The 20,199-nt window shown below is 64.2% G+C and carries 24 protein-coding genes and 1 tRNA gene; 9 read left to right on the top strand and 16 right to left on the bottom strand.

All coding sequences use genetic code 11. The features are described from left to right. Positions 1-173: 173 nt before the first annotated feature. The 6 genes from NMG80_RS02090 to NMG80_RS02115 form a co-directional block, all read right to left on the bottom strand. Positions 174-1,145 (bottom strand): ABC transporter permease, encoded by a 972-nt coding sequence (locus NMG80_RS02090; protein ID WP_254016608.1) that lies wholly within the window; start codon positions 1,143-1,145, stop codon positions 174-176. After that, on the bottom strand, positions 1,142-2,680 hold the full coding sequence (locus NMG80_RS02095; protein ID WP_254016609.1) for a sugar ABC transporter ATP-binding protein: 1,539 nt from the start codon (positions 2,678-2,680) through the stop codon (positions 1,142-1,144). Before NMG80_RS02095 ends, NMG80_RS02090 begins: the two co-directional genes overlap by 4 nt. 286 nt (positions 2,681-2,966) lie before the next feature. Next, entirely contained in the window at positions 2,967-4,001 is a 1,035-nt protein-coding gene (locus NMG80_RS02100; RefSeq protein ID WP_254016610.1) for an ABC transporter substrate-binding protein, read from the bottom strand. A gap of 71 nt (positions 4,002-4,072) precedes the next feature. Continuing rightward, entirely contained in the window at positions 4,073-4,987 is a 915-nt protein-coding gene (locus NMG80_RS02105) for a sugar phosphate isomerase/epimerase family protein (RefSeq protein WP_254016611.1), read from the bottom strand. A gap of 79 nt (positions 4,988-5,066) precedes the next feature. Continuing rightward, positions 5,067-5,849 carry an SDR family oxidoreductase gene (locus tag NMG80_RS02110; protein WP_254016612.1) on the bottom strand — a complete coding sequence of 261 codons (783 nt, stop codon included), beginning with the start codon at positions 5,847-5,849 and terminating at the stop codon, positions 5,067-5,069. Between the two features lie 23 nt (positions 5,850-5,872). Further along, positions 5,873-6,028 carry a hypothetical protein gene (locus tag NMG80_RS02115; protein WP_254016613.1) on the bottom strand — a complete coding sequence of 52 codons (156 nt, stop codon included), beginning with the start codon at positions 6,026-6,028 and terminating at the stop codon, positions 5,873-5,875. Positions 6,029-6,141: 113 nt separating this feature from the next. Between NMG80_RS02115 and NMG80_RS02120 the strand changes: the two genes are divergently transcribed. Then, positions 6,142-6,285, top strand: coding sequence for a hypothetical protein (locus NMG80_RS02120; RefSeq protein WP_254016614.1), 144 nt, complete (start codon positions 6,142-6,144; stop codon positions 6,283-6,285). Between the two features lie 89 nt (positions 6,286-6,374). On the opposite strand, the gene NMG80_RS02125 is transcribed toward NMG80_RS02120, so the two are convergent. Continuing rightward, positions 6,375-6,450: transfer RNA gene (locus NMG80_RS02125), tRNA-Ala, on the bottom strand. 162 nt (positions 6,451-6,612) lie between these two features. Between NMG80_RS02125 and NMG80_RS02130 the strand changes: the two genes are divergently transcribed. After that, positions 6,613-6,903 carry a YggT family protein gene (locus tag NMG80_RS02130; RefSeq protein ID WP_023800489.1) on the top strand — a complete coding sequence of 97 codons (291 nt, stop codon included), beginning with the start codon at positions 6,613-6,615 and terminating at the stop codon, positions 6,901-6,903. 10 nt (positions 6,904-6,913) lie between these two features. Next, complete coding sequence (locus NMG80_RS02135; RefSeq protein WP_254016615.1) at positions 6,914-7,228, top strand: DUF167 family protein; 315 nt, start codon at positions 6,914-6,916, stop codon at positions 7,226-7,228. Positions 7,229-7,509: 281 nt separating this feature from the next. On the opposite strand, the gene NMG80_RS02140 is transcribed toward NMG80_RS02135, so the two are convergent. From NMG80_RS02140 to NMG80_RS02165, 6 genes are all read right to left on the bottom strand, one after another. Continuing rightward, positions 7,510-9,564 carry a M3 family metallopeptidase gene (locus NMG80_RS02140; protein ID WP_254016616.1) on the bottom strand — a complete coding sequence of 685 codons (2,055 nt, stop codon included), beginning with the start codon at positions 9,562-9,564 and terminating at the stop codon, positions 7,510-7,512. Positions 9,565-9,661: 97 nt separating this feature from the next. Next, positions 9,662-10,072, bottom strand: a complete 411-nt coding sequence (locus NMG80_RS02145; RefSeq protein ID WP_254016617.1) for a nuclear transport factor 2 family protein — start codon at positions 10,070-10,072, stop codon at positions 9,662-9,664. Between the two features lie 9 nt (positions 10,073-10,081). Next, the gene (locus NMG80_RS02150) at positions 10,082-10,726 is read right to left on the bottom strand and encodes a carbonic anhydrase (RefSeq protein WP_254016618.1); all 645 of its coding nucleotides are present in this window, start codon (positions 10,724-10,726) and stop codon (positions 10,082-10,084) included. Between the two features lie 292 nt (positions 10,727-11,018). Beyond that, complete coding sequence (locus NMG80_RS02155; RefSeq protein WP_254016619.1) at positions 11,019-11,774, bottom strand: DUF429 domain-containing protein; 756 nt, start codon at positions 11,772-11,774, stop codon at positions 11,019-11,021. Continuing rightward, entirely contained in the window at positions 11,771-12,655 is an 885-nt protein-coding gene (pdxY, locus tag NMG80_RS02160; RefSeq protein ID WP_254016620.1) for a pyridoxal kinase PdxY, read from the bottom strand. The genes NMG80_RS02155 and pdxY overlap by 4 nt, the downstream gene beginning before the upstream one ends. A gap of 7 nt (positions 12,656-12,662) precedes the next feature. Beyond that, a complete protein-coding gene (locus NMG80_RS02165; RefSeq protein WP_254016621.1) occupies positions 12,663-12,905 on the bottom strand; it encodes a hypothetical protein in 243 nt (80 codons plus the stop codon). A 162-nt stretch (positions 12,906-13,067) separates the two neighbouring features. On the opposite strand from NMG80_RS02165, the gene NMG80_RS02170 reads away from it, so the two are divergent. From NMG80_RS02170 to ppa, 5 genes are all read left to right on the top strand, one after another. Next, positions 13,068-13,700 (top strand): LemA family protein, encoded by a 633-nt coding sequence (locus NMG80_RS02170; RefSeq protein ID WP_023800481.1) that lies wholly within the window; start codon positions 13,068-13,070, stop codon positions 13,698-13,700. A 218-nt stretch (positions 13,701-13,918) separates the two neighbouring features. Further along, the gene (locus NMG80_RS02175) at positions 13,919-14,722 is read left to right on the top strand and encodes a TPM domain-containing protein (protein WP_436798529.1); all 804 of its coding nucleotides are present in this window, start codon (positions 13,919-13,921) and stop codon (positions 14,720-14,722) included. 7 nt (positions 14,723-14,729) lie between these two features. Next, positions 14,730-15,368 carry a TPM domain-containing protein gene (locus NMG80_RS02180; protein ID WP_254016622.1) on the top strand — a complete coding sequence of 213 codons (639 nt, stop codon included), beginning with the start codon at positions 14,730-14,732 and terminating at the stop codon, positions 15,366-15,368. Positions 15,369-15,610: 242 nt separating this feature from the next. Beyond that, complete coding sequence (locus NMG80_RS02185; RefSeq protein WP_023800479.1) at positions 15,611-16,117, top strand: GNAT family N-acetyltransferase; 507 nt, start codon at positions 15,611-15,613, stop codon at positions 16,115-16,117. A gap of 111 nt (positions 16,118-16,228) precedes the next feature. After that, positions 16,229-16,762, top strand: coding sequence for an inorganic diphosphatase (gene ppa, locus NMG80_RS02190; protein WP_023800478.1), 534 nt, complete (start codon positions 16,229-16,231; stop codon positions 16,760-16,762). Positions 16,763-17,005: 243 nt separating this feature from the next. Here the strand turns inward: ppa and NMG80_RS02195 are convergent, their stop codons facing one another. The 3 genes from NMG80_RS02195 to NMG80_RS02205 all read right to left on the bottom strand — a co-directional run bounded on the left by NMG80_RS02195 (position 17,006) and on the right by NMG80_RS02205 (position 18,735). Further along, positions 17,006-17,596 carry a hypothetical protein gene (locus tag NMG80_RS02195; RefSeq protein WP_254016623.1) on the bottom strand — a complete coding sequence of 197 codons (591 nt, stop codon included), beginning with the start codon at positions 17,594-17,596 and terminating at the stop codon, positions 17,006-17,008. 26 nt (positions 17,597-17,622) lie between these two features. Next, a complete protein-coding gene (locus NMG80_RS02200; RefSeq protein ID WP_254016624.1) occupies positions 17,623-18,054 on the bottom strand; it encodes a hypothetical protein in 432 nt (143 codons plus the stop codon). 75 nt (positions 18,055-18,129) lie between these two features. Next, positions 18,130-18,735, bottom strand: a complete 606-nt coding sequence (locus NMG80_RS02205; RefSeq protein ID WP_254016625.1) for a TetR/AcrR family transcriptional regulator — start codon at positions 18,733-18,735, stop codon at positions 18,130-18,132. A gap of 80 nt (positions 18,736-18,815) precedes the next feature. Here NMG80_RS02205 and NMG80_RS02210 point away from each other — a divergent pair, with 80 nt between their 5' ends. After that, the gene (locus NMG80_RS02210; RefSeq protein WP_254016626.1) at positions 18,816-20,099 is read left to right on the top strand and encodes an MFS transporter; all 1,284 of its coding nucleotides are present in this window, start codon (positions 18,816-18,818) and stop codon (positions 20,097-20,099) included. The last annotated feature ends 100 nt before the right edge of the window (positions 20,100-20,199 follow it).

Consider the following 20,199-nt stretch of genomic DNA (forward strand, 5'->3'; position numbering starts at 1 on the left):
TCTACTCAAACGCGATTCCCCTGCACTTGGGGGGAGATTGGCAGTTTCACACTCGGCGCCCTTCTTGCACCTTCGGAGATTGGCGAAAACCGTAGCGACGGCCAATCTCCCCCCAAGTGGGGGAGATGTCCGGCAGGACAGAGGGGGGCGCCGTGGAGCGCCAACGGTCACTCTCATGATTGCCGGCCCCGCATGGTGATGAAGGCGCCGAACATGACGACGGCGACCATGATCGCGCCCTCGATGATTGCGGTGACGTTGGGGTCGATGGCGAGCAGCGTCAGGTCCGTGCGCACCAGCCGCAGCACGAAGACGGCGACGATCGGGCCGAGCAATCCGCCCTTGCCGCCGCCTAGGGCGACGCCGCCGAGCACGACCGCCGCCACGCTGGCCAGAAGATAGGGGCCGGGAATGGGGGCGCCGATGCCGGTGCTCATGGTCAGCGCCAGCCCGCCCATGGCAGCGAAAAGCCCCGACAGGGCATAGGCGATGATCCTGGTGCGCGCGACCGGCACGCCGCTGCGAAATGCCGCGAGCTCGCTGCTGCCGATGGCGTAGATCGACAGGCCGAGTTTTGAGCGCTTGAGCGGTATCCAGATGATGCAGAGGCAGACGACCAGAAGCACCAGAGCCTTCGGTATCCAGGCAGAGATTTCAGGCAATCCCGGGATCGCGACCGTGCCGACAATGGTCGCCCGCAGCCATTCGGCCACTGAGCCGCCGGGCGCCCCGAGCACCAGCAGCGCTGCGCCCTGCAGGACGAAGAGGGTGGCCAGCGTGACGACGATGTCGGGCACGCGGGTGACGACGATCAGCATGCCGTTGACGGCGCCCAGCACCAGTCCCATGGCCAGCACGAACGGCACGACGAAAAGCGCATACTCCTCGCTGGCGCCGTCCATCATCGAGGCGGCGGTGACGCTGGTCAGCGCCATCATGGCGCCGACGGACAGGTCGATGCCGCCGGCGATGACGACAATCGTCTGGGCGGCCACGGCAAAGGCATAAGGCAGCACTGCGCGCACCAGCGAGCCGAAATCGCCACTGCCATAGCCCGGCTGGATGAGCCTGGTGATCACCAACAGGACCACGAAGAGGACAAGCAGGCCGGCGACCCAGCCCTGGCGGCGGACGAGGCGGGTCAAGGTTTCGCCACCGGGCTCGAGTGGATATCGGCAAGGATGCCGACGTCCTCCTTGGCGCCGCGCGGCAAGCCGTAAGCGGCGCGCATCAGTGCCGGCTCGTCGGCGAGTTCGACGGGGAAGACGTCGACGACGCGCCCCCCAAAGATGACGATGACGCGATCGCAGACACGCTGCACCTCCTCGAGCTCGGATGTATAGAACAGCACCGACTTGCCCTGGTCGGCGAGTTCGCGCAGCAGCTTGTAGATCTCCTGCTTGGTGCCGACATCGATGCCGCGCGTCGGGTCGAAGCAGAGGATGGTCTGTGCTTCGGCGGCGATCCAGCGGGCGATCGTCACCTTCTGCTGGTTGCCGCCGGACAGGCGCTGCACCTCGCGCTGGGCGCGGGTGTCGATCTGCAGCCGCTCGATCGCGCTGACGACCCTGGAGCGTTCCTGCGCCATGTTGATCGGCCCCCAGTTGCGCAAGGCGGCGCTGAACGGGAGCGCGATGTTTTCGCGCACCGAGCGCTGCATGGTCAGCGCTTCGGTGCGGTCGCCGGGCACATAGGCGATGCCGGCGCGGATCGCATCGGCCGGATGCGCGAATTTCACCGGCTTCCCGTCCACCTCGATCGTGCCGCCGGACGGGCGGATGGAGCCGGCTAGCGCGGCGAAGAGCTCGTCCTGGCCCTGGCCCTCGAGCGCGACCACGCCCGCGACCTCGCCGTTGGCCAGATCGAACGACACGTCGTTGAGCTTGGTGCCGACACGAAGGTTCGCCACGCCGAGGCGCGGACGGCTGTTCCCAGGCGAAGCGGCCTGGCTCGCCTGGCGCGCCGCCACGCGCGTCTTTTCGACCTTGGCGCCGAGCATCATCTCGACGATGCGCTCCTCGACACCCGGCTCGATGTCGACGACGCCGACGGTCTCGCCGTCGCGAAGCACGGTGGCGCGGTCGCAAAGCGCCGATATCTCGACGAAACGGTGGGAAATGAAGATCACCGAACGGCCGCTGTCGCCTTGGCGGCGGACGACTTCGAGCACCTTTTCGGCAAGGTTTGCCGGCAGTGCCGCGGTCATCTCGTCGAGCAGCAAAACGTCGGGCTCGACCGCCAGCGCCCGCGCCAGGTCGAGCACGCGCAGCACCGCAAGCGGGATGTCGCGCGCGGTGTCGCGTATGTCGAGGTCGGGAATGCCGAGTTCGCGCACCCAGGCGCGGAACGGCTCGACCGGCGTGTCGGTCAGCCGAAGGTTGGAGGCGACGTCGAGATCGGGGATCAGCGACGGTTCCTGGTAGACGGGAAGCAGGCCGGCGCGGCGCGCATCGGCGGGCGAGCGCACGTCGCGCGTCTCGCCGCGGATCAGGATATGCCCTGCATCGGCGCGGATGGCGCCGGTCAGGATTTTTACCAGCGTCGATTTGCCGGCGCCGTTGGCGCCCATCAGGGCGTGAACCTCACCTGGCAGAACCGACAGCGACGCGTTGCGCAACGCCACCACGGCGCCGTAGGTTTTCACGACGCCGGTCGCGTCCAGGAGCGGATTGGTGGTCAAATCGCGTTGCTCTCGTTCCAGAAACTCTCTTGCTGGCGCTCTACGGCGCCCCCCTCTGTCCTGCCGGACATCTCCCCCACTTGGGGGGAGATTGGCAGCTTTGACGCCGGCCCTCTTCTTGCAACGCCGAAGATTGGCCAAAGCCTTTGGTGACGGCTGATCTCCCCCCTCGTGGGGGAGATGTCCGGCAGGACAGAGGGGGGCGCCGTAGAGCGCCAACCAACCAAATCACTGCATAGCGAGGACGGCAGCCCGCAGCCCTCGCTGTGCAATTCAAAGCAGCGAATTACTCGCCAGGGCCCTTGCAGGCGATGATCTGGTCCTTGGTGTAGGTGGTCCATTCCGGGATGGAGATCGAGACCGGCCATTCCGGGCTCAGCGACGGATCGGCTACGCTCTTCAGCTTGGCCTTGCCCTCCTCGGTCGCGTTCTCCCACAGCTGCGGCTCGACCAGAACGGTTTGCTCCGCCGGCTTCTTGCCATTCAGGATCTGCAGAGCCAGCGTCACGCCGGCACCGCCGATCGAACCGGGGTTGGTCACCGCCGCGCCGACGAGGCCTTCGACCGAATTCAGCTGGCCGACGAAGCCGGCATTGTCGGCGCCGACCACCGGCACCAGCGGCGTCTGCGACTCGACCAGGGCATCGACGATCACATTATCGATGCCCGAGGTCCAGATGCCGTTGAACGGCGATCCGGTGGCGATGAAGTCGAGGATCTGCTGCTTGCCCTGGTCCTGCTGCCAGCCGGTGAAGACCTCGTGCACGACCTTGACGTCGGGGAATTCGGCAAGCGCCTTCTTGAAACCCTTGTCGCGGTCGCTGTCGGCCGAGGCGCCGGCGGCGCCGCGCATGTAGACGACGTCGCCCTTGCCGCCGATCTGCTGGAACAGCCATTTGGCGCCGAGATAGGCGTACTGCTCCTGGTTGTTGGAGATGATGTAGGCCGAGGGCTCGGTGACCGCCTGGTCGACGGCGACGACGACGATGCCGGCCTTGGTGGCTTCCTCGAGGGCTGACTTGATGCCGGCGGGATCGGCCGGGTTGACGACGATGGCGTTGACCTTGGCGCTGATCAGGTTGCGGATGTCTTCGAGCTGGCCGGCGGCGTCGGTGTTGCGATGGGCGATGTTGAGCTTGGTGACCTCGCCGGAAGCGAGCGCCTGCGCTTTGATGGCGCAGATCATCTCCTCGCGCCAGCCATTGCCCTGCACCGTGTTGGAGACGCCGATCGTGTATTTGGCTTCAGCCGACGAGACGCCCACCGAAGCCAGAAAGGCCGCGCCGGCAAGCAGCGGGACCATTGCCAGATATTTTTTCATTTCAGTCTTCCTCCACATTGTTTTCAGTTCAGTTCGAAAAGGGGGTTTTCAGTTCAGTTCGAAAAGGGGCCTCATTTCACGAAGGGGCGCAGCACGTCGCGGGCGAGCAGAAAGCCGCGCTTGACGTTTTCATCGCTCCCCTCAAACCGCCGGTCCTCGTGCTCGATGATGATGGGTCCGTCGTAGCCGGCGCGGTAGAGGCCGGAGAAGATCACATTCCAGTCGACATCGCCAAGCCCCGGCATGCGCGGCACCTGCCAGCCCATGCCGGCCGAGAGGATGCCGCGCTCGTAAAGTCCATCATGATCGATCATCAGGTCCTTGGCATGGACATGCAGCACGTACGGGCCGAATTCCCTGATGAACCGGGCCTGGTCGATCATCTGCCAGACCAGATGCGACGGGTCGAAGTTCATGCCGACGTCGCCGCCCCACGCTTCGAGGATGCGGCGCCAGATGTAGGGCGAATAGGCGATGTTGTGGCCGCCCGGCCATTCGTCATAGCTGAAGATCATCGGGCAGTTCTCAAAAGCCAGCTTGACGCCGTTGTCGCGCGCATGGGCGATAATATCAGGCCAGACCTTGAGTGCCTCTTGCCAGTTGGCGTCGATGGTTTTTGCAGCGTCGCCGCCGCAGAAGGTGTTGACCACCGGCACGCCCATATGCCTGGCCAGCACGATCACCTTCTTCAAATGATCGATGACGGCGTCGCGGTGGGCGGCATCGGGATGCAGCGGGTTGGGGTAGAAACCGAGGCCCGAGATCGACAGGTTCTCTTCCGCCAGTGCGGCGGTGATTTCCTTGGCCTGCGAGGCCGAGGCCGAGGCGGCGTCGATATGGCTGGTTCCGGCATAGCGCCGGGGAGCGCCTGAGGATTTTGGCCAGCAGGCGATCTCCAGCGCCTCGAAGCCGGCAGAACTTGCCCAGTCGGCGACCTCGCCGAGCGGGGTATCGGCAAACGGTGCGGTGAGCAGTCCGAGCTTCATATTGCCCTCCCGTGGTCGTGGCGACCTACTATGCCGATTGTGCGGGCCGCTTCAACCGTGCGGGGCGATCGGGAAGCCGTCACCGGTTCGCCCCCACCACCCATTGCTCCTGGTCGATCAGCGCGCCGGTCATCGGCCCGGAGGCGTCGGAGAGCAGGAAGACGGCGAGGTTGGCGACCTCGTCGGCTGCCAGCAGGCGTCCGAAAGGCTGCGTTGCGTTGGCGGCGTCGATCCAGCCGGGGCCCTGTCCCAGCGTCTCGGCCTGCATGATGCGTTCGGCCGGCGTGTCGGTCCAGCCGACATTGATGCCGTTGACGCGGATACGGTCGAAACGGTGCGCGTTGGCGGCGTTGCGGGTCAGCGTCGCGAGTGCGCCCTTGGTGGCCGAATAGACGGCGAGTTCGGGCGAGCCGCAATGCGCGTTGATCGACAGAATGTTGACGATCGCGCCGCCCTGACCTTGCTTGCGCATCTGCGTGATGGCCGCCTGCATGAGAAAGAACGGCGCCCGCGCATTGACGGCGAACAGCGCCGCCCAGTCGTCGAGGTCGGCATCGAGGAATGAGGCGCGGTTGGTCAGGCCGGCGGCGTTGACCAGGGCGTCGATACGGCCGAAGCGGCCGACGCATTCCTCCACCAGCCGCGCCGGCGCCGTGGTATCTGCCAGATCGGCGGCGACGAATGCGGTTGGCGTGCCGGCCTGGGAGAGCGACGTCGCCACTTCGTTGCCACGCGCCGGCTCGCGGCCGGTGACCAGCAGACCGCCGGCACCGGAACGCGCCAGCGTCTCGGCGATCGCCCGGCCGATGCCTTGCGTCGCACCGGTGACCAGCACCACCTTGTCGTCTAGCCGAAGCTCCATTCCTCCTCCCGGAGTTTCCATTTTCACAGATATGGACGCCAGCAGATCAACCATGCGCTCGAAGCGATGTCGAGGCCATTGTCGATCCGGCCGAGCGAGGCCTGCGAGGCGCCGACCATGCCATTGAGAAAATGCAGATTGGCGTTGGGCCGCTGCAAAGATGCGGCTGATTTGGGCATCTGACAACAGCAGGACTCCCCAGGCGGGGCGCCAGCCCGCGGCAACGACCTGATTTTGCTCTTGTGGGGCGATCGTGGTCGAGCTAAATGTGGGTTGGGCTTAGGGGTTTGAAGTGATTGACATCGTCGTAGACGTGCTTGCCGGCGTGTGGGTGGCCGGTGGTTTTGCCGTGATCTGGTACGTCAGGACGAGATCATTTCTCGCCGAAGATCACGAGGACCGCGATTTGCGAGAATGGCTTGATGGTCAGGTTTAAGCCTAAAGCTCAAAGCGGCCTTCCGCCAGTGCGGGTTCGGGGTGCGCTGCTACAGCTATCGTCTTTATTTTATTGGGATAAATTTCCGCTGGTGGAGCTGAGGAGGATCGAACTCCTGACCTCGTCATTGCGAACGACGCGCTCTCCCAGCTGAGCTACAGCCCCGTCCAGCGGAATGGGCGCATTTATCGGGCGCGGCGGTTTCCTGTCAAGACGGCGTTTTGCCCAAAAACCGCGCAGAACACCATCCTCCTGGCGTGCGGCAGATGGCTGCTCTTGCCGCCTTCGCCTGCAATGGCTACATGTCGGCAACAATCGGAGACCGGCATGATAGCCCTCATTCAGACCATTGTCCTGGCGCTTGACATTTATTGGTGGATCATCATCGCTTCGGCGATTTTCTCCTGGCTCTACGCCTTCAACGTCGTCAACTCGCGCAACCAGTTCGTCGATAGCGTCAGCAACATGCTTTTCCGGCTGACCGAGCCTGCGCTGCGGCCGATCCGCCGTTTCCTGCCCGATCTCGGCGGCATCGATATTTCGCCGATCATCCTGCTTCTGATCCTGTTCTTCCTGCGGCAGTTCCTGCTCACCACGGTGGCGCCGCTGGTCGTCTGACGGCGGTTCCATGACCGGGCTGTTTCGCCCGCGTAACGACGGTGTCGACCTGTTTGTCCGGCTGACGCCGAAAGCGGCGATCGACAGGTTCGAAGGCATCGAGACCTCGGCAGATGGGCGAAGCCAACTGAAGGCGCGCGTCCGCGCCGTGCCGGAAAACGGCGCCGCCAACCAAGCGCTCGAACGGCTGGTCGCCAAGGCGCTGGGAGTGCCGCGATCGGCCGTCTCGGTCGTCGCCGGCGGCACGGCCCGGCTGAAGACGCTGCGCATATCAGGCGACCCGGCGGCGCTGGCGAAAGCCATCGAGGCGCTCAGCAGGGCTTGAAGTGTCTCATTCCTTCGCGCCCCCTCTGGGCTATGCAGGTGGAAAGCCGAGGTCTTCGCTCTACGATGTACCCCCACCCCTAACCCCTCCCCACAAGGGGGAGGGAGACTTCCTTTGGCGCTGACCTCGGCGAATTGCCTGCCTTTCGGCACCAAAGGGAAGTAAAGGCGCGCGGCAGCGTTCCCTCCCCCTTGTGGGGAGGGTTAGGTTGGGGGTCCATCTTCGCAAGAATCCAATACGATTGCCCTGCCCCATTGGGGGGAGATTGGCAGCTTCGGCGTTTACACCAGCCCGCGCTTGACCATCATCGCTTCGGGCGACGGCATCTTGCCGCGGAAGGCGGTGTAGAGCTCTTCCGGGTCCTTGGAGCCGCCGGCGGCATAGATGTTTTTCCTGAGCCGCTCGGCCAGCGCCGGATTGAACGGGTCGCCCGTCTCCTCGAAGGCGGCGAAGGCGTCGGCGTCGAGCACCTCCGACCACATGTAGGAATAGTAGCCGGCCGAATAGCCGTCGCCGGCAAATATGTGGCCGAAATGCGGGGTGCGGTGGCGCATCGCGATGGTGTCGGGCATGTTGAGCTTTTCGAGCGTTTCGGCTTCGAAACGAAGCGGCTCCTCCGGCGCATCCGGCCGCGCGTGGTAGGCCATGTCGACCAGTGCCGAGGCGGTGAACTCGACCGTGGCGAAGCCGGCGCCGAAGGTGCGCGCCGCCAGCATCCTGTCGACCAGCGCCTTCGGCATCGGCTTGCCGGTCTTTACATGCAGCGCATGTTTTTCCAGCACCGCCGGCACCGTCAGCCAGTGCTCGTAGAGTTGCGAGGGCAGCTCGACGAAATCGCGGCTGACCGAGGTGCCCGCGACCGATGGCCAGGTGACCTCGGTCAGCATGCCATGCAGCGCATGACCGAACTCGTGGAACAGGGTTTTGGCCTCGTCGACCGACAAAAGCGCTGCTTCGCCCTCCGGCGGCTTGGCGAAATTCATGATGTTGTAGATGACCGGCCTGGAGCCATCGCCGAGCTTGTAGCCGGATTTCAGCGCGCTCATCCAGGCGCCGGATCGCTTTGAGGGCCGCGCGAAATAGTCGGCCAGGAACAGCCCGCGCTCGCTGCCGTCGGCATTTTTCACTACGAAAACACGTGCGTCCGGGTGCCAGGTGGCAATGCCTTGCTTCTCCTCGAAGCTGATGCCGAACAATTTTGTCGCCACGTCGAAGCAGGCGTCGATGATGCGGTCGAGCTGCAGATAGGGCTTCAACTCGGCCTCGTCGAAGGCAAACTTCTCGGCGCGCAGCCTCTCCTGATAGAAGCGCCAGTCCCAGGAGGCGAATTCTTCGTTGCTGCCGGCCTCGGCCGCCAGCCGCTGCAACTCGATCTGGTCGCTTGCGGCCTTTTCCACCGCCTTTTCCCAGACCGGGTCGAGCAGCTTATGCACCGCCTCCGGCGTCTTTGCCATGGTGTCGTCGAGCTTCAGCGCGGCGTAGGAAGCGTAGCCGAGCAGCTTCGCCTTTTCGGCACGCAGGCGCAGCATATCGCGCACCACGGCGGTGTTGTCGGTGGCGCCGCCGTTCTGGCCGCGCATGGTGAAGGCGCGGAAGGCGATCTCGCGCAGGTCGCGGCGCTCGGAGAAGGTCGAGAACGGCTCGTAGATCGAGCGCGACAGGGTGACGGCATAGCGGCCCTTCTGGCCGCGCATCTCGGCGGCCTCGGCCATCGCGCTTTTCAGGAATTCCGGCAGGCCGGCAAGGTCGGCCGCGTCGAGGAACAGCGCCCAGTCGCGCTCGTCGGCAAGCAGGTTCTGGCCGAAATTCGTGCCGAGCGACGACAGCTCCTCATTGATCGCCGCCAGCCGTTTCTTGCCCTCGGCGTCGAGCTTGGCGCCGGAGCGGACGAAATTTTTCCAGGTCTTTTCCAGCACCCGCAGCGTTTCGGCATCGAGCTTCAGGGCGTCGCGGCGCTGGTAGAGATCGTCGATGCGGGCAAACAGCCTCTCGTTCATCGAGATCGCCGAGAAATGCCGCGACATCCTTGGCGAGATGTCGCGCTCCACCGCCTGGATCGCCTCGTTGGTGTGGGCGCCGGCCCGGCACCAGAAGATCGACGAGACATGGTCGAGCGCCTCGCCGCCAAGCTCGAGTGCCGCGAGCGTATTCTCGATGGTCGGCGTCTCGGTATTGCCTGCCATGGCCTCGATCTCGGCCTCGTGCGCCTTCAATGCCGCATCGAATACCTCGGAAAAATCGCCGTCGCCGATGCGGGTGAAATCGGGCAGGCCGAGCGGCCCTTGCCAAGTGGTCAGCGGATGGGCGGCGAGGTCGACGGCGGACGGCATGGGCATTCTTCCGTTCAAGTGAGGGGCTTTCGCTGAGTGGCGGGATGAGGCGGATCGCCACCGATGTAAGGCGCCGGCTTGCCGCACGCAATATCGCGGCCGGTCAGTAGGCGTCGCAGTTTTCCGCGATCGCCGCCTGCGAACTGGCAGTGATGCGGTTGTCGACGATCGCGAAGGTTTCCTGCATCAGCATGTCGTTGTTGGGGAAATCATAACAGGCAATCACCGTGGTGACGCCGCTTTCAGTCTTCTCGATCCGATGCCGGATTTCAGCCCCGGCGACAGCGCCTTCCCAGTCGTCGATCGAGGCGATGAATTCCTGCTTGGTCTGGACGACGCCGAGATCGTCGAGTTTTATCCGGACGTCGTCGGCAAGCAGGTCCGACAGTTCGGTGCGATCGGCGACCAGCAGCGCCGCGTACCAGCGGCCGATGAGCGCGCCGTCATCGGCGCGGGCGGACAGGACTGAAAACAGCAGCGCCGCTGCGGCCAAAGCGATCGAACGGCCTGCCATGCAACCCTCCTACGTCATCTCCGGCCGCTCGAAGTCACCGGTGTCCTTGTTCATAACCCAGAGCTCGCCGGTCGAGATGTCGAACCAGGCGCCGTGCAGCGACAGCCGTCCCTTGCCTTCCAGGATCGAGACGCAGGGAAAGGTCCTGAGATTGGCGATCGAGTAGCGGATCGAAATGCGCTCCAGCGCGGTCTGCCGCTCGGTCGCCGTCATGAAGGTGCTGGACGACACGGTCTCGGCCGCCGGCGCAATAAGGCTCATCCACTTGCCGATGAAGTCGCCGGGCGACAGGGGCGCTGCCGCGGGGTCGAGTGCGGCGCGGATGCCGCCACAGCGGCCATGGCCCATCACCACGATGTTTTTGACCTTGAGGCTCTGCACGGCGAATTCGAGCGCCGCCGAGGTCGAGTGGAACTGGTCGTCGGGCGCATAGGGCGGCACAAGATTGCCGACATTGCGCAGCACGAAGAGTTCGCCGGGCCCAGCGTCGAAGATCGCCTCGGGAGCCGCGCGCGAGTCGCAGCAGGCAATGATCATCGTTTCGGGGGCCTGGCCCTCGCGAGCAAGCGAGCGATAGCGTCCGCTTTCGGCGAGATAGCGGCCGTTCATGAAATTGCGGTAGCCGGTGAGCAGATGGTCAGGGAGATGAGGCATCGGCGGCGTCTGGAGCCTTTCGGGGTTAGACGGCAGCTCTTTAGGTCAGGAAGGCTCTAGCGGCAAAAGCCGGTCGCGAGCAATGCCGAATCGCAGATGGCTGCAATTGCCATGCTGGAAGGCCCCTCATCCGGCCTCCGCTTCGCTACGGCCAGCTTCTCCCCGAGGGGAGAAGAGGCCGCAGGCGCCGTTGCCAGCCTCTTCTCCCCAGCGGGAGAAGGTGGCCCGAAAGGGGCCGGATGACGGGGCTTTCGCCAATGCGATTGCCTCGCCGATAGATGGGCCGAGGAATTCATGCCCAGATGGCGATAGGGATGCCAAAACGGTCGGCGAGCGGCGGATCCGGAAACGGCCTTGCCTCGCCGCCGGCGATCCGGCCGGCGATCAGCATCATCGCTGCGGCGTCGAGAAAGTCGTCGGCGGCAGCGCCTCGCGGCGGCGTCCGGTCGAGAAAGCCCCTGTCATAACCGTGCCGGCAAAGCAGCGCCTTGCGTTCCGCCATGCCGGCCAGGTTGACGGCGCCCTTGATCTTCTTCGGCAGGCGCATTGCCTGATCGCCGTTCAGCCGGCAGAAGGCGACTTCCGGATGCGATTCGAAGACGCGGCTGCGCAGTTCGGGACGCGCGATCAGCACGGCATCGATCTCGCGGATCTTGGCAAAGATGCCGAAGGCCTGGATCGAGACGCCGCGCGGCGGATCGGAGGTCGCCTTGGCCACTTCGCTTGCCTGGTGATGCGCGGCATGCCAGGCGTCGATCGTGGTGAAGCCGTCCGTATGCGCATAAAGCGCCGCACGCGAGGGGATGGCGAAGACACTGGATTGCCTGTTGCCGAGTAGCGGCCGCACCAGCGCTTCGGGCCCGCGGCCGCCCTTTTGCGAAACATCGGGCAGGCCGATCGGCATGTCGACGGCGACGGTCGCACCGGCCGGCAATGCGTCGAGAAGTGCGGCGAAGCTGGGAAAAACGGCTACCGAAGGCGCTGCGCCCGGATCGCGGCGAACGGCGATCCAGCCGGCCTTGCAGCCGTCGACACCGACGACAGTCACGCTCTTTTGTCCCGCCCCGGATGCAGGAGATGGCGAAGCTGCACCATCGCCATCGGGTGCGACAGGCTCTGTGCGTCGGTTTCGAGCTGCAATTCGTCGCCGCCGCGCTTGGCGGTGCGCGCCAGGATCTCGTAGACCGCCGCCGTGGTCGACTGCAGTGCCTTGATCGCCGGCTGGCCGGACAGGATGCGCGCCAGATAGACGGCAGCCGTGAGGTCGCCGAGCCCATTGGGCGGCTTGTCGATGAGGCGATGCTCGGCGAGCAGCGCCTGGTTGCCGTTGAGCAGCAGATTGCCGGTGCCGCCGGCCATCATCGCCGGCGCCGAAGTGACCAGCATGGTCGACGGCCCGGCATGAAGGGCGGCCGCCATCACCGCTTTGAGGTCGGGCAGCGGCGCTCCCGCCATCCATTCCAGTTCGTAGCGATTGGGCGTGGCGATGTCGGCGATCGGCATCAGCCGGTCGCGCATCGCAATGGCTGTCGTCTCCGGCACATAGAGCCCGCCCGAATCGCCCATCACCGGGTCGCAGATATAGACGGCGTCCGGTGTCTTCGCCTTGACCGCGCCGACCAGCGAGGCGACGGCGTAGGCCTGTCCGCCTTCGCCCAGATAGCCGGACAACACCGCGCCGACCTCGCCCAGCCATGGCGCGCGCTCGAGATCGGCCATCAGCGCCTTGAATTGATCGAGCGGCGGCACGATGCGTGTCGCCCGTCCATGGCCCGGATGCCAGGGCAGGACGACGGTCGGCACCGCCCACACCGGAAAGCCCAGCGTCTCCAGCGCAAAGACCGCGGCGCGGTTGCCGACCGAGCCGCGCGCGACATGGCTGGAAATGACGATGACCGCGCGCGGCGCGTCGTGTTGTTCGGTGCTCACGAGGTTCCTAACTCTGGATGATGAAAAGCACGAGCCAGATCAACAGGCCAATGCCGACAATGAGTCCCAGCGCCCGGCCGATGCGCGTGCCCCAATATTCGATCGGGTCCGCCCGGTCGGCATCTGCAGCAGTGACGTGATCGCGCGCACCCTTCGCGGTCCGCGCAACGGACGAGGCCGGATCGGTTTCGCGTGCCACGCGCTCGATGATGCGGCGCGATTCGTTGTCGCTGTCCTGGCGTCCCGCCATTTCTATGCCCTGTTTTCCCAGCGACTTTAACCTGTTCGCCCGGCCAATTACAGGGCCTGACAGTGAATGACAAAGCACCAGTAGCGCCCCAGGTTGAGGTCATGTTCTTGCGCGCGGATTGTGGTAATGCTTCGCCCGTCAGTCTTGTTGAGGGATTTTTCCATGCCTGCCCTTTCCTCCCCGTTCGTCTTCCGCAACCTGCCGGCTTTGCTGATGATGGCGATCGTGCTGCCGCTGCTGGCCGGCTGCGGCTACAACACTATTCCGACGGCGGAGGAAAACGCCAAGGCCGCATGGAGCCAGGTGCTGAACCAGTACCAGCGCCGCGCCGATCTCATTCCCAACCTGGTCGAGACGGTCAAGGGCTATGCGGCGCATGAGAAGGATACGCTCGATGCCGTGGTCGAGGCGCGCGCCAAGGCGACGCAGGTGACGGTGACGCCCGACACGCTGAGCGATCCGGAAGCGGTCAAGCGATTCCAGGACAGTCAAGCCGGCCTGACCAGCGCGCTGTCGCGGTTGCTGGCAGTGGTGGAGAATTATCCCGACCTCAAGGCCAACCAGAATTTTCTGGCGCTGCAGGCGCAGCTCGAAGGCACCGAGAACCGCATCTCGGTCGCCCGCCGCGACTATATTGAGGCGGTGCGGGAGTATAATCTGACGCTGAGGACCTTCCCGTCGGTGATTTGGGCGACCCTGTGGTTCCGCGACAATCAGCCGTTCGCCAATTTCACCATCGAGGAAGACAAGATGCAGACGCCGAAGGTCGATTTCGGCACGCAGCAGGGCGGGTGAAGAACAGCTGGTTGGCGCGGTCCCTGTTGGCCTTGCACTCCGTCGCGCCCCCCTCTGTCCTGCCGGACATCTCCCCCACGAGGGGGGAGATCGGCCGCCATCATGGCTTTCGCAAACCTCCAACGTTGCAAAGGAGGCGACTTCGGCAAAGCTGCCAATCTCCCCCCAAGTGGGGGAGATGGCCGGCAGGCCAGAGGGGGGCGCCACGGAACGCCAGCCTGGCATTCCTGTTCATCACCCTAAGCCTTCTCTGCCTCCCGCTCGCCGCCCTTGCCGCCGAATTGCCTGTTCTGACCGGGCGGGTCGTCGACAATGCCGGTATCATCGATGCCGCGACCGAGGCGGCGCTGACCCGGAAGCTTGCGGATTTCGAGGCCAAGAGCTCTGACCAGATCGTCGTCGCGACAATCAATAGCCTCGACGGCGAGGAGATCGAGCCCTACGCTAACCGCCTGTTCCGGGCCTGGAATCTCGGCCAGGCCGGCGAGGACAATGGCGTGCTTTTGCTGGTCGCCAACAACGACCGCAAGATGCGCATCGAGGTCGGCTATGGGCTGGAAGGCACGCTGACCGACCTGCACACCAGGCTGATCATCGAAAACGACATGGTGCCGGCCTTCCGCGCCGGCGATTTCTCCGGCGGCATAGCCAAGGCTGTCGACGACATGGTCATGGTGCTGGAAGGCAATCCGGAAGAACTTGAAGCGCGTGGGACCCGCAACCAGCAGCCGCCATTCAACACCGACGATCTGTTCTTTGTGATCTTCATAAGCATCTGGGCGATCATCTTCTTCGGCAGCATCGCCGCCTCCATCCTGCCGCCGATCTTCGGCCGGAAACTCGGCCCCGGCCGCTATCGCTGGCTGGGCATGACCTTCGAGCCGGGCCGGCGATCATCTGGCGGCTGGTCGGGTAGTTCCGGCGGGGGAGGCTGGTCGTCGGGCGGAGGAGGCTCAGGCGGTGGCGGCTTTTCGGGCGGCGGCGGCTCGTCCGGTGGTGGCGGTTCCTCAGGAAGCTGGTGAGACACACATGGCAACACGACCGATCAGCCCCGAGGATCATGACCGCATCGCCAAAGCGATCCGCGCCGCCGAATCAAAGACCGATGGCGAAATTTACTGTGTGGTCGCCTATGCCAGCGACGGCTATTTCTTTCCGGCCGCCTTCATGGCGACGCTGGCCATGCTCATCGTCAGTCTCGCAGTCAGTTACGGGCTGGAAGCGTGGTGGCTGTCGATCCGCGTGCCGCATTTCCTCATCGCGCAGCTTCTGGCGACGGCCTCGGTGCTTGTCCTGTTGTGGGCGCTGCCCGGCTTGCGCATCCACCTGGTGCCGAGGCGGTTGCGCTACCAGGCCGCGCACGCCAATGCGCTAAAACAGTTCCTCGCCCGCAACGTCCATCGCACCGCGGCGCGCACCGGCGTGCTGGTGTTCGTTTCGATCGCCGAGCACTACGCCGAAGTGATCGCCGACAGCGGCATCGACAGCCGTGTCGGCCAGCATGTCTGGGACGGCGTCGTCCGCGACCTTACCGCGCATGCCGGCGACGATCGTCTCGCCGACGGCTTCATCAAGGCGATCGAAGCGACGGGTGCGGTGCTGGCCGAGCATTTCCCGGTTTCTTCCGGCGACAGCAACGAGCTGGACGACCATCTGGTCGAAATCTAAGAGCCTGCCTGCAAACGCTACTCTGCCGGACGACTGACGCTATTTTCTGCGCTTCCGATGCTCACGGACTAAAATGTCCGCTGCGCTTCGGTTCTCGAAAACCGCGCCATTCGCCTCGGCAGAGCGCGTTTTCAGACAGGCTCTTTTTGTGTCGCAGGCACGTTCATCGTCTGTGCGAAAAGCTTGGGAGCCGCTGACCGGACTCTTGCAATCGGGCGATGCGGGTTTATGGTTAACCAATCATGAAGACGCTGAGCATTGATATCAGGAAAGCCGAGCCGCGCGACGCAAGCGCCATCGCCGACGTGCACCTGCTGGCTTGGCGCGGCGCCTACTCCGGCATCATCCCGCATCGCACGCTGACATCGATGATCAACCGCCGCGGCGCCGACTGGTGGGCGAACGCCATTCGCCGCGCCGCCACCGTGCTGGTCGTCGAGATCGGCGGCAAGGTCGCCGGCTACGCCACGATCGGCAAGAACCGCGCCCGCGAGCTCAAGCAGCAGGGCGAGATCTATGAACTTTACGTGCGCCCGGAATATCAGGGCATCGGGCTCGGCAGCCGGCTATTCTCGGCCGCACGGGCGCGGCTGGCGGATCATGGCCTGAAAGGCATGGTGGTGTGGGCGCTGGAGGACAACCAGAACGCGCTCACCTTCTATGCCGGCGCCGGCGGCCGCGATGTCGCCGAGGGCGTCGAGGTCTTCGAGCAGAAGGCTCTGAAGAAGGTCGCCTTCGTCTGGGAATGACGGCTAGACACGCCTCTCGCTAACACCCTCAGCTGCTTTCAGTACCATTCGCCGCATTGCACCATGCGCCGCTGCCCGCTATCGGTTTCCAATCGAAAGAGGGACAAAGCCATGCGTATCGAAGCCATCGCCATCGGAAAGAACCCGCCGGAGGACATCAACGTCATCATCGAGGTGCCGATCGGCGGCGAGCCGATCAAGTACGAGATGGACAAGGAGGCTGGCACGCTGTTCGTCGATCGCTTCCTGCACACCTCGATGCGCTATCCCGGCAATTACGGCTTCGTGCCGCACACGCTGTCGGGTGACGGCGACCCTATCGACGTGCTGGTCTGCAACACGCGCGCGCTGGTGCCGGGCTGCGTCATCAATGTGCGGCCGATCGGCGTGCTGGTGATGGAGGACAATTCCGGTCTCGACGAAAAGATCATCGCAGTGCCTTCGCCCAAGCTGACGCTGCGCTACGAGAACGTCACCGAATACACGCACCTGCCCGACATCACCCGCCAGCAGGTGCAGCATTTCTTCGAGCACTACAAGGATCTCGAACCCGGCAAATGGGTCAAGATCGAGGGCTGGCACGACGCCGCCTATGCCAAGAAGATGATCGTCGAGGCGATCGAAAGGGCGAAGGCAAGCAAGTAGCAGAAACTCCTGAAGTTAACCGAATGGGCTGTCGCAACCGGTTGAGGTTGGCCGAAGCCTCTCGTCATCCTGGGGCGCAGCAAGGAGCGTAGCGACGCAGCGCAGACCCCTGGATCCACGCCGTGACGTCAAAGCGCCGCAACGGTGCAGAATTCTGGTCCGCTGCGCACTTCGGTTGATGTCACGGAATGGATCCCAGGGTCTGCGCTCCGCTTCGCGTCGCTCCGCCCAGGGATGACGAAGTCAGTTATCGACGCGGCCGAAAGCCGGTACGTTGCCGATAACCACGCGTTTGTCCTTGCCGCAGGCAAAGGTCCGCGCCTTCTCGTCGGCAAGCTTGCGGGCCTGGTCGTTGGCGCCGGGGTTGCCGGTGGCCAGCACCAGGCCGACGGTGCAGCCTTCATAGGTCTCCGGCTGGGCGACCCTGGCGACGATCAGCACCTCGGTCGGTTTGTTCTCCGCCTCGGGATTGCTGATCGAGCGCCGATGGATGACCGCAAACGGGACGGCGCGATCGCCGTTCGTCTCGATGCGCCACTCGAGTTTGGGGGCAGCCGAGTTGAAGGCGATGAAACTTTCCCAGACCGTGGTCATGTCGCTGGGCGGAAAACCGTAGAACAGCGATTCCCGGGCATCGTCGTAGGAGATCAGCACCGGGTAGCCGCGATAGCCCGAACAGGCGAGACTGGCCCAGTCGCCGTCGCCTTCTTCCGCCTGCGCGTAGGTCACGCAGTCCTTCTTCCAGTCGAGATCGGTGTAGGCGCTGGAAATGTCGCCGGCCTGGGCAGCCTGGCAGAGGCCGGCAAGGGCAAGCGGGATCAGGAAGGTACGCATGCAGACAATCCCTTCTGACCAGTTACCTACCTGGATCTAAGCCTGGCAAAAAAGTACAGGGCATACAACGCAGAAAACCAGACGAACGCGACGAACGTGCCGTAGTCCATCCAGCAAATTGCGAGTAGCGACGCGCTGACTGCAAGTAGGACTACGGGAACAGCGACATCCACGTATAAAAACACCAAAGCTAACGCGGATATCAATGCAGTTAAGATGCTCGCCGTCTGGTTAAAGTCAGGGGCCTTGCCGAAGAAATACGCCGCAATCGATGATATGAGTATTAAGAAGACAACTCTGCGCAGAACGGCTTCCTTGACCGTATACTCGTCCAGGTCAAGGACCGTCCGAATGTCTCTTTTCTCTTGCTCGCCAATTAAGCCCGAGCTCCCCCGCCTCAGGTAATGAAGCAGGAACATCTTTTCGAGGTCGTCTAAAAACGTTCGAGCAAGGTTCAAGTCGGTACCGCAATTATCAACAGACTACGAGCGTGACGGCCATACTGCTTCCGGCTGGAAAGGACAGCAAGAGGTCTATTTCTTCAAGCTCGCTTCGATCAGCAGGTCGGCGTTGCGGGCGACAGACTTCGCCGGTCCGCCGGCACCGAACAGCTGGCCGCTGATATAGGCGCCCTCGATCAGGAGCAGCAGCCCGTCGCCCAGCGTATCGGCGTCGCCGGCACCCATTGCCGCCGCCATGGCGCGCAGGCGCCGTCGCAATTCCTGCTTGTTGGCCTCGCTCACCACGCGGGCCGGGTGGCCACGTTCGGGATATTCGACGGCCGCGTTGGTCATGCCGCAGCCGCGATAGTCGGGTTTTTGCGTGCGTTTGCCGATGCGGGTCAGGAAGGCGGCGATCTGCGCGCGCGGATCGCCGGGATGGGCAGCCACCGCCTCGTCGAAGCGGGCCCAGAACTCGAGGTCGTATTGCCGGAGATAGGAGGCGGCCAATTCGTCCTTGGACGGAAAGCTGCGATAGAGGCTGGGCTTAGTGACGCCGGCGCGCCGCACGATCTCGTCGACGCCGATCGCCCTGATGCCTTGCCGGTAGAACAGGTCGCGGGCAACGCGAAGGATTTTTTCGCCCGCGCGGGGCTGTGCCACCTCATCCGCTTTGATCGTTGGTTCAATGCTTTTCATCTAGAACAAGCCGTTGCCTGTTGACATGTTACCGATCGGTACGTATACCTCGGTGCAATTGCAACGTACCGGTCAGTAACATGATAGCTCAGTCCCGTCCGTTTGGCCAGCGCTATGCTTTCGTCGTGGTCGCCGTCATTTTCCTCTGCCTGCTGATCGCGGCGGGCCTGCGGTCGGCGCCGGCCGTCATGATGCTGCCGCTGGAGGAGAGTTTCGGCTGGCGGCGCGATGTCGTCTCGCTCGCCGCGGCCATCGGCATCTTCCTCTACGGCTTGACCGGGCCGTTTGCCGCGGCCCTGATGGAACGGATCGGGCTGCGCCGTACGCTGCTGGCGTCGCTGGTGCTGATGTCGGGTTCGACGGCGCTCAGCCTGTTGATGACTGAGCCCTGGCACCTGCTTCTCACCTGGGGCGTGTTCTCCGGCGTCGGTTCCGGCGCGGTTGCCACGGTGCTAGGCGCCACCATCGTCAATCGCTGGTTCAAGACCAATCGCGGCCTGGTGATGGGATTGATGTCCGCCTCCGCCGCCACCGGCCTACTGGTGTTTCTGCCGCTGCTCGCGGCGCTCGCCCAGTCGGGCGGCTGGAAGCCGGTCGCCATCGCCATTGCGGTCGCCACCGCCTGCCTGGTGCCGCTGGTCTATCTGCTGGTGCCGGAGCGTCCGGCCTCGATCGGCATGGTGCGCTACGGTGCTGACGTCGACGACGTGCCGCCGGTTCCACCGGCCTCACAGGGCAATTTCCTCACCCACACGCTCAGCACACTGCGCCGTGCCGCCGGCACCCGCGTGTTCTGGTATCTGTTCGCCACCTTCTTCATCTGCGGCTTCACCACCAACGGGCTGGTCGGAACGCACCTGATCGCGTTTTGCGGCGACATGGGCATCGGCCAGGTGCAAGCCGCCGGCCTGCTGTCGCTGATGGGCATCTTCGACCTGATCGGCACGACGCTGTCGGGCTGGCTCACCGACCGTTTCGACCCGCGCAAGCTGCTCGGCGTCTATTATGCGATTCGCGGCCTGTCGCTGATCTATTTGCCTTATTCCGGCTTTTCGTCGGCCAGCCTGATCATCTTCGCCGTGCTCTACGGATTGGACTGGATCGCCACCGTGCCGCCGACGCTCAGGCTGTCGAACGAGGCGTTCGGCGACCGCAGCGGGCCGATCGTCTTCGGCTGGATCGTCGCCGGCCATCAGGTGGGTGCGGCGGTGGCCGCCTTCTTCGGCGGCACCATGCGAGAATTGCAGGGCAATTACGAACTTGCCTTCCTCATCGCCGGCATGACGGCAATAGCCGCTGCCTGCATCTCGCTGTTGATCAACACCAGCCGTCCGGCCTTCGAGCCGGAAGGCCAACCGGCGTAGGCGCCCTCGTCATAGGAGAGGCGCCGTCGGCCAAATTGCCAATCTCCCCCCTTGTGGGGGAGATGCCCGGCAGGGCAGAGGGGGGCGCGGAGGATCCCCT

This window comes from Mesorhizobium escarrei, from assembly GCF_935825525.1.
Lineage (GTDB): Bacteria > Pseudomonadota > Alphaproteobacteria > Rhizobiales > Rhizobiaceae > Mesorhizobium > Mesorhizobium escarrei.

What these genes read in the sequence shown, in the direction of transcription:
- NMG80_RS02135 (WP_254016615.1), top strand. Translation starts at nt 6,914, where the DNA reads ATGACCGGGCTGTTTCGCCCGCGTAACGACGGTGTCGACCTGTTTGTC.
- NMG80_RS02110 (WP_254016612.1), bottom strand. Translation starts at nt 5,849, where the DNA reads ATGGAGCTTCGGCTAGACGACAAGGTGGTGCTGGTCACCGGTGCGACG.
- NMG80_RS02105 (WP_254016611.1), bottom strand. Translation starts at nt 4,987, where the DNA reads ATGAAGCTCGGACTGCTCACCGCACCGTTTGCCGATACCCCGCTCGGC.
- NMG80_RS02195 (WP_254016623.1), bottom strand. Translation starts at nt 17,596, where the DNA reads ATGCGTACCTTCCTGATCCCGCTTGCCCTTGCCGGCCTCTGCCAGGCT.
- NMG80_RS02115 (WP_254016613.1), bottom strand. Translation starts at nt 6,028, where the DNA reads ATGCCCAAATCAGCCGCATCTTTGCAGCGGCCCAACGCCAATCTGCAT.
- NMG80_RS02150 (WP_254016618.1), bottom strand. Translation starts at nt 10,726, where the DNA reads ATGCCTCATCTCCCTGACCATCTGCTCACCGGCTACCGCAATTTCATG.
- NMG80_RS02170 (WP_023800481.1), top strand. Translation starts at nt 13,068, where the DNA reads ATGCCTGCCCTTTCCTCCCCGTTCGTCTTCCGCAACCTGCCGGCTTTG.
- NMG80_RS02100 (WP_254016610.1), bottom strand. Translation starts at nt 4,001, where the DNA reads ATGAAAAAATATCTGGCAATGGTCCCGCTGCTTGCCGGCGCGGCCTTT.
- NMG80_RS02145 (WP_254016617.1), bottom strand. Translation starts at nt 10,072, where the DNA reads ATGGCAGGCCGTTCGATCGCTTTGGCCGCAGCGGCGCTGCTGTTTTCA.
- NMG80_RS02205 (WP_254016625.1), bottom strand. Translation starts at nt 18,735, where the DNA reads ATGAAAAGCATTGAACCAACGATCAAAGCGGATGAGGTGGCACAGCCC.
- ppa (WP_023800478.1), top strand. Translation starts at nt 16,229, where the DNA reads ATGCGTATCGAAGCCATCGCCATCGGAAAGAACCCGCCGGAGGACATC.
- NMG80_RS02180 (WP_254016622.1), top strand. Translation starts at nt 14,730, where the DNA reads ATGGCAACACGACCGATCAGCCCCGAGGATCATGACCGCATCGCCAAA.
- NMG80_RS02165 (WP_254016621.1), bottom strand. Translation starts at nt 12,905, where the DNA reads ATGGCGGGACGCCAGGACAGCGACAACGAATCGCGCCGCATCATCGAG.
- NMG80_RS02130 (WP_023800489.1), top strand. Translation starts at nt 6,613, where the DNA reads ATGATAGCCCTCATTCAGACCATTGTCCTGGCGCTTGACATTTATTGG.
- NMG80_RS02185 (WP_023800479.1), top strand. Translation starts at nt 15,611, where the DNA reads ATGAAGACGCTGAGCATTGATATCAGGAAAGCCGAGCCGCGCGACGCA.
- NMG80_RS02140 (WP_254016616.1), bottom strand. Translation starts at nt 9,564, where the DNA reads ATGCCCATGCCGTCCGCCGTCGACCTCGCCGCCCATCCGCTGACCACT.
- NMG80_RS02210 (WP_254016626.1), top strand. Translation starts at nt 18,816, where the DNA reads ATGATAGCTCAGTCCCGTCCGTTTGGCCAGCGCTATGCTTTCGTCGTG.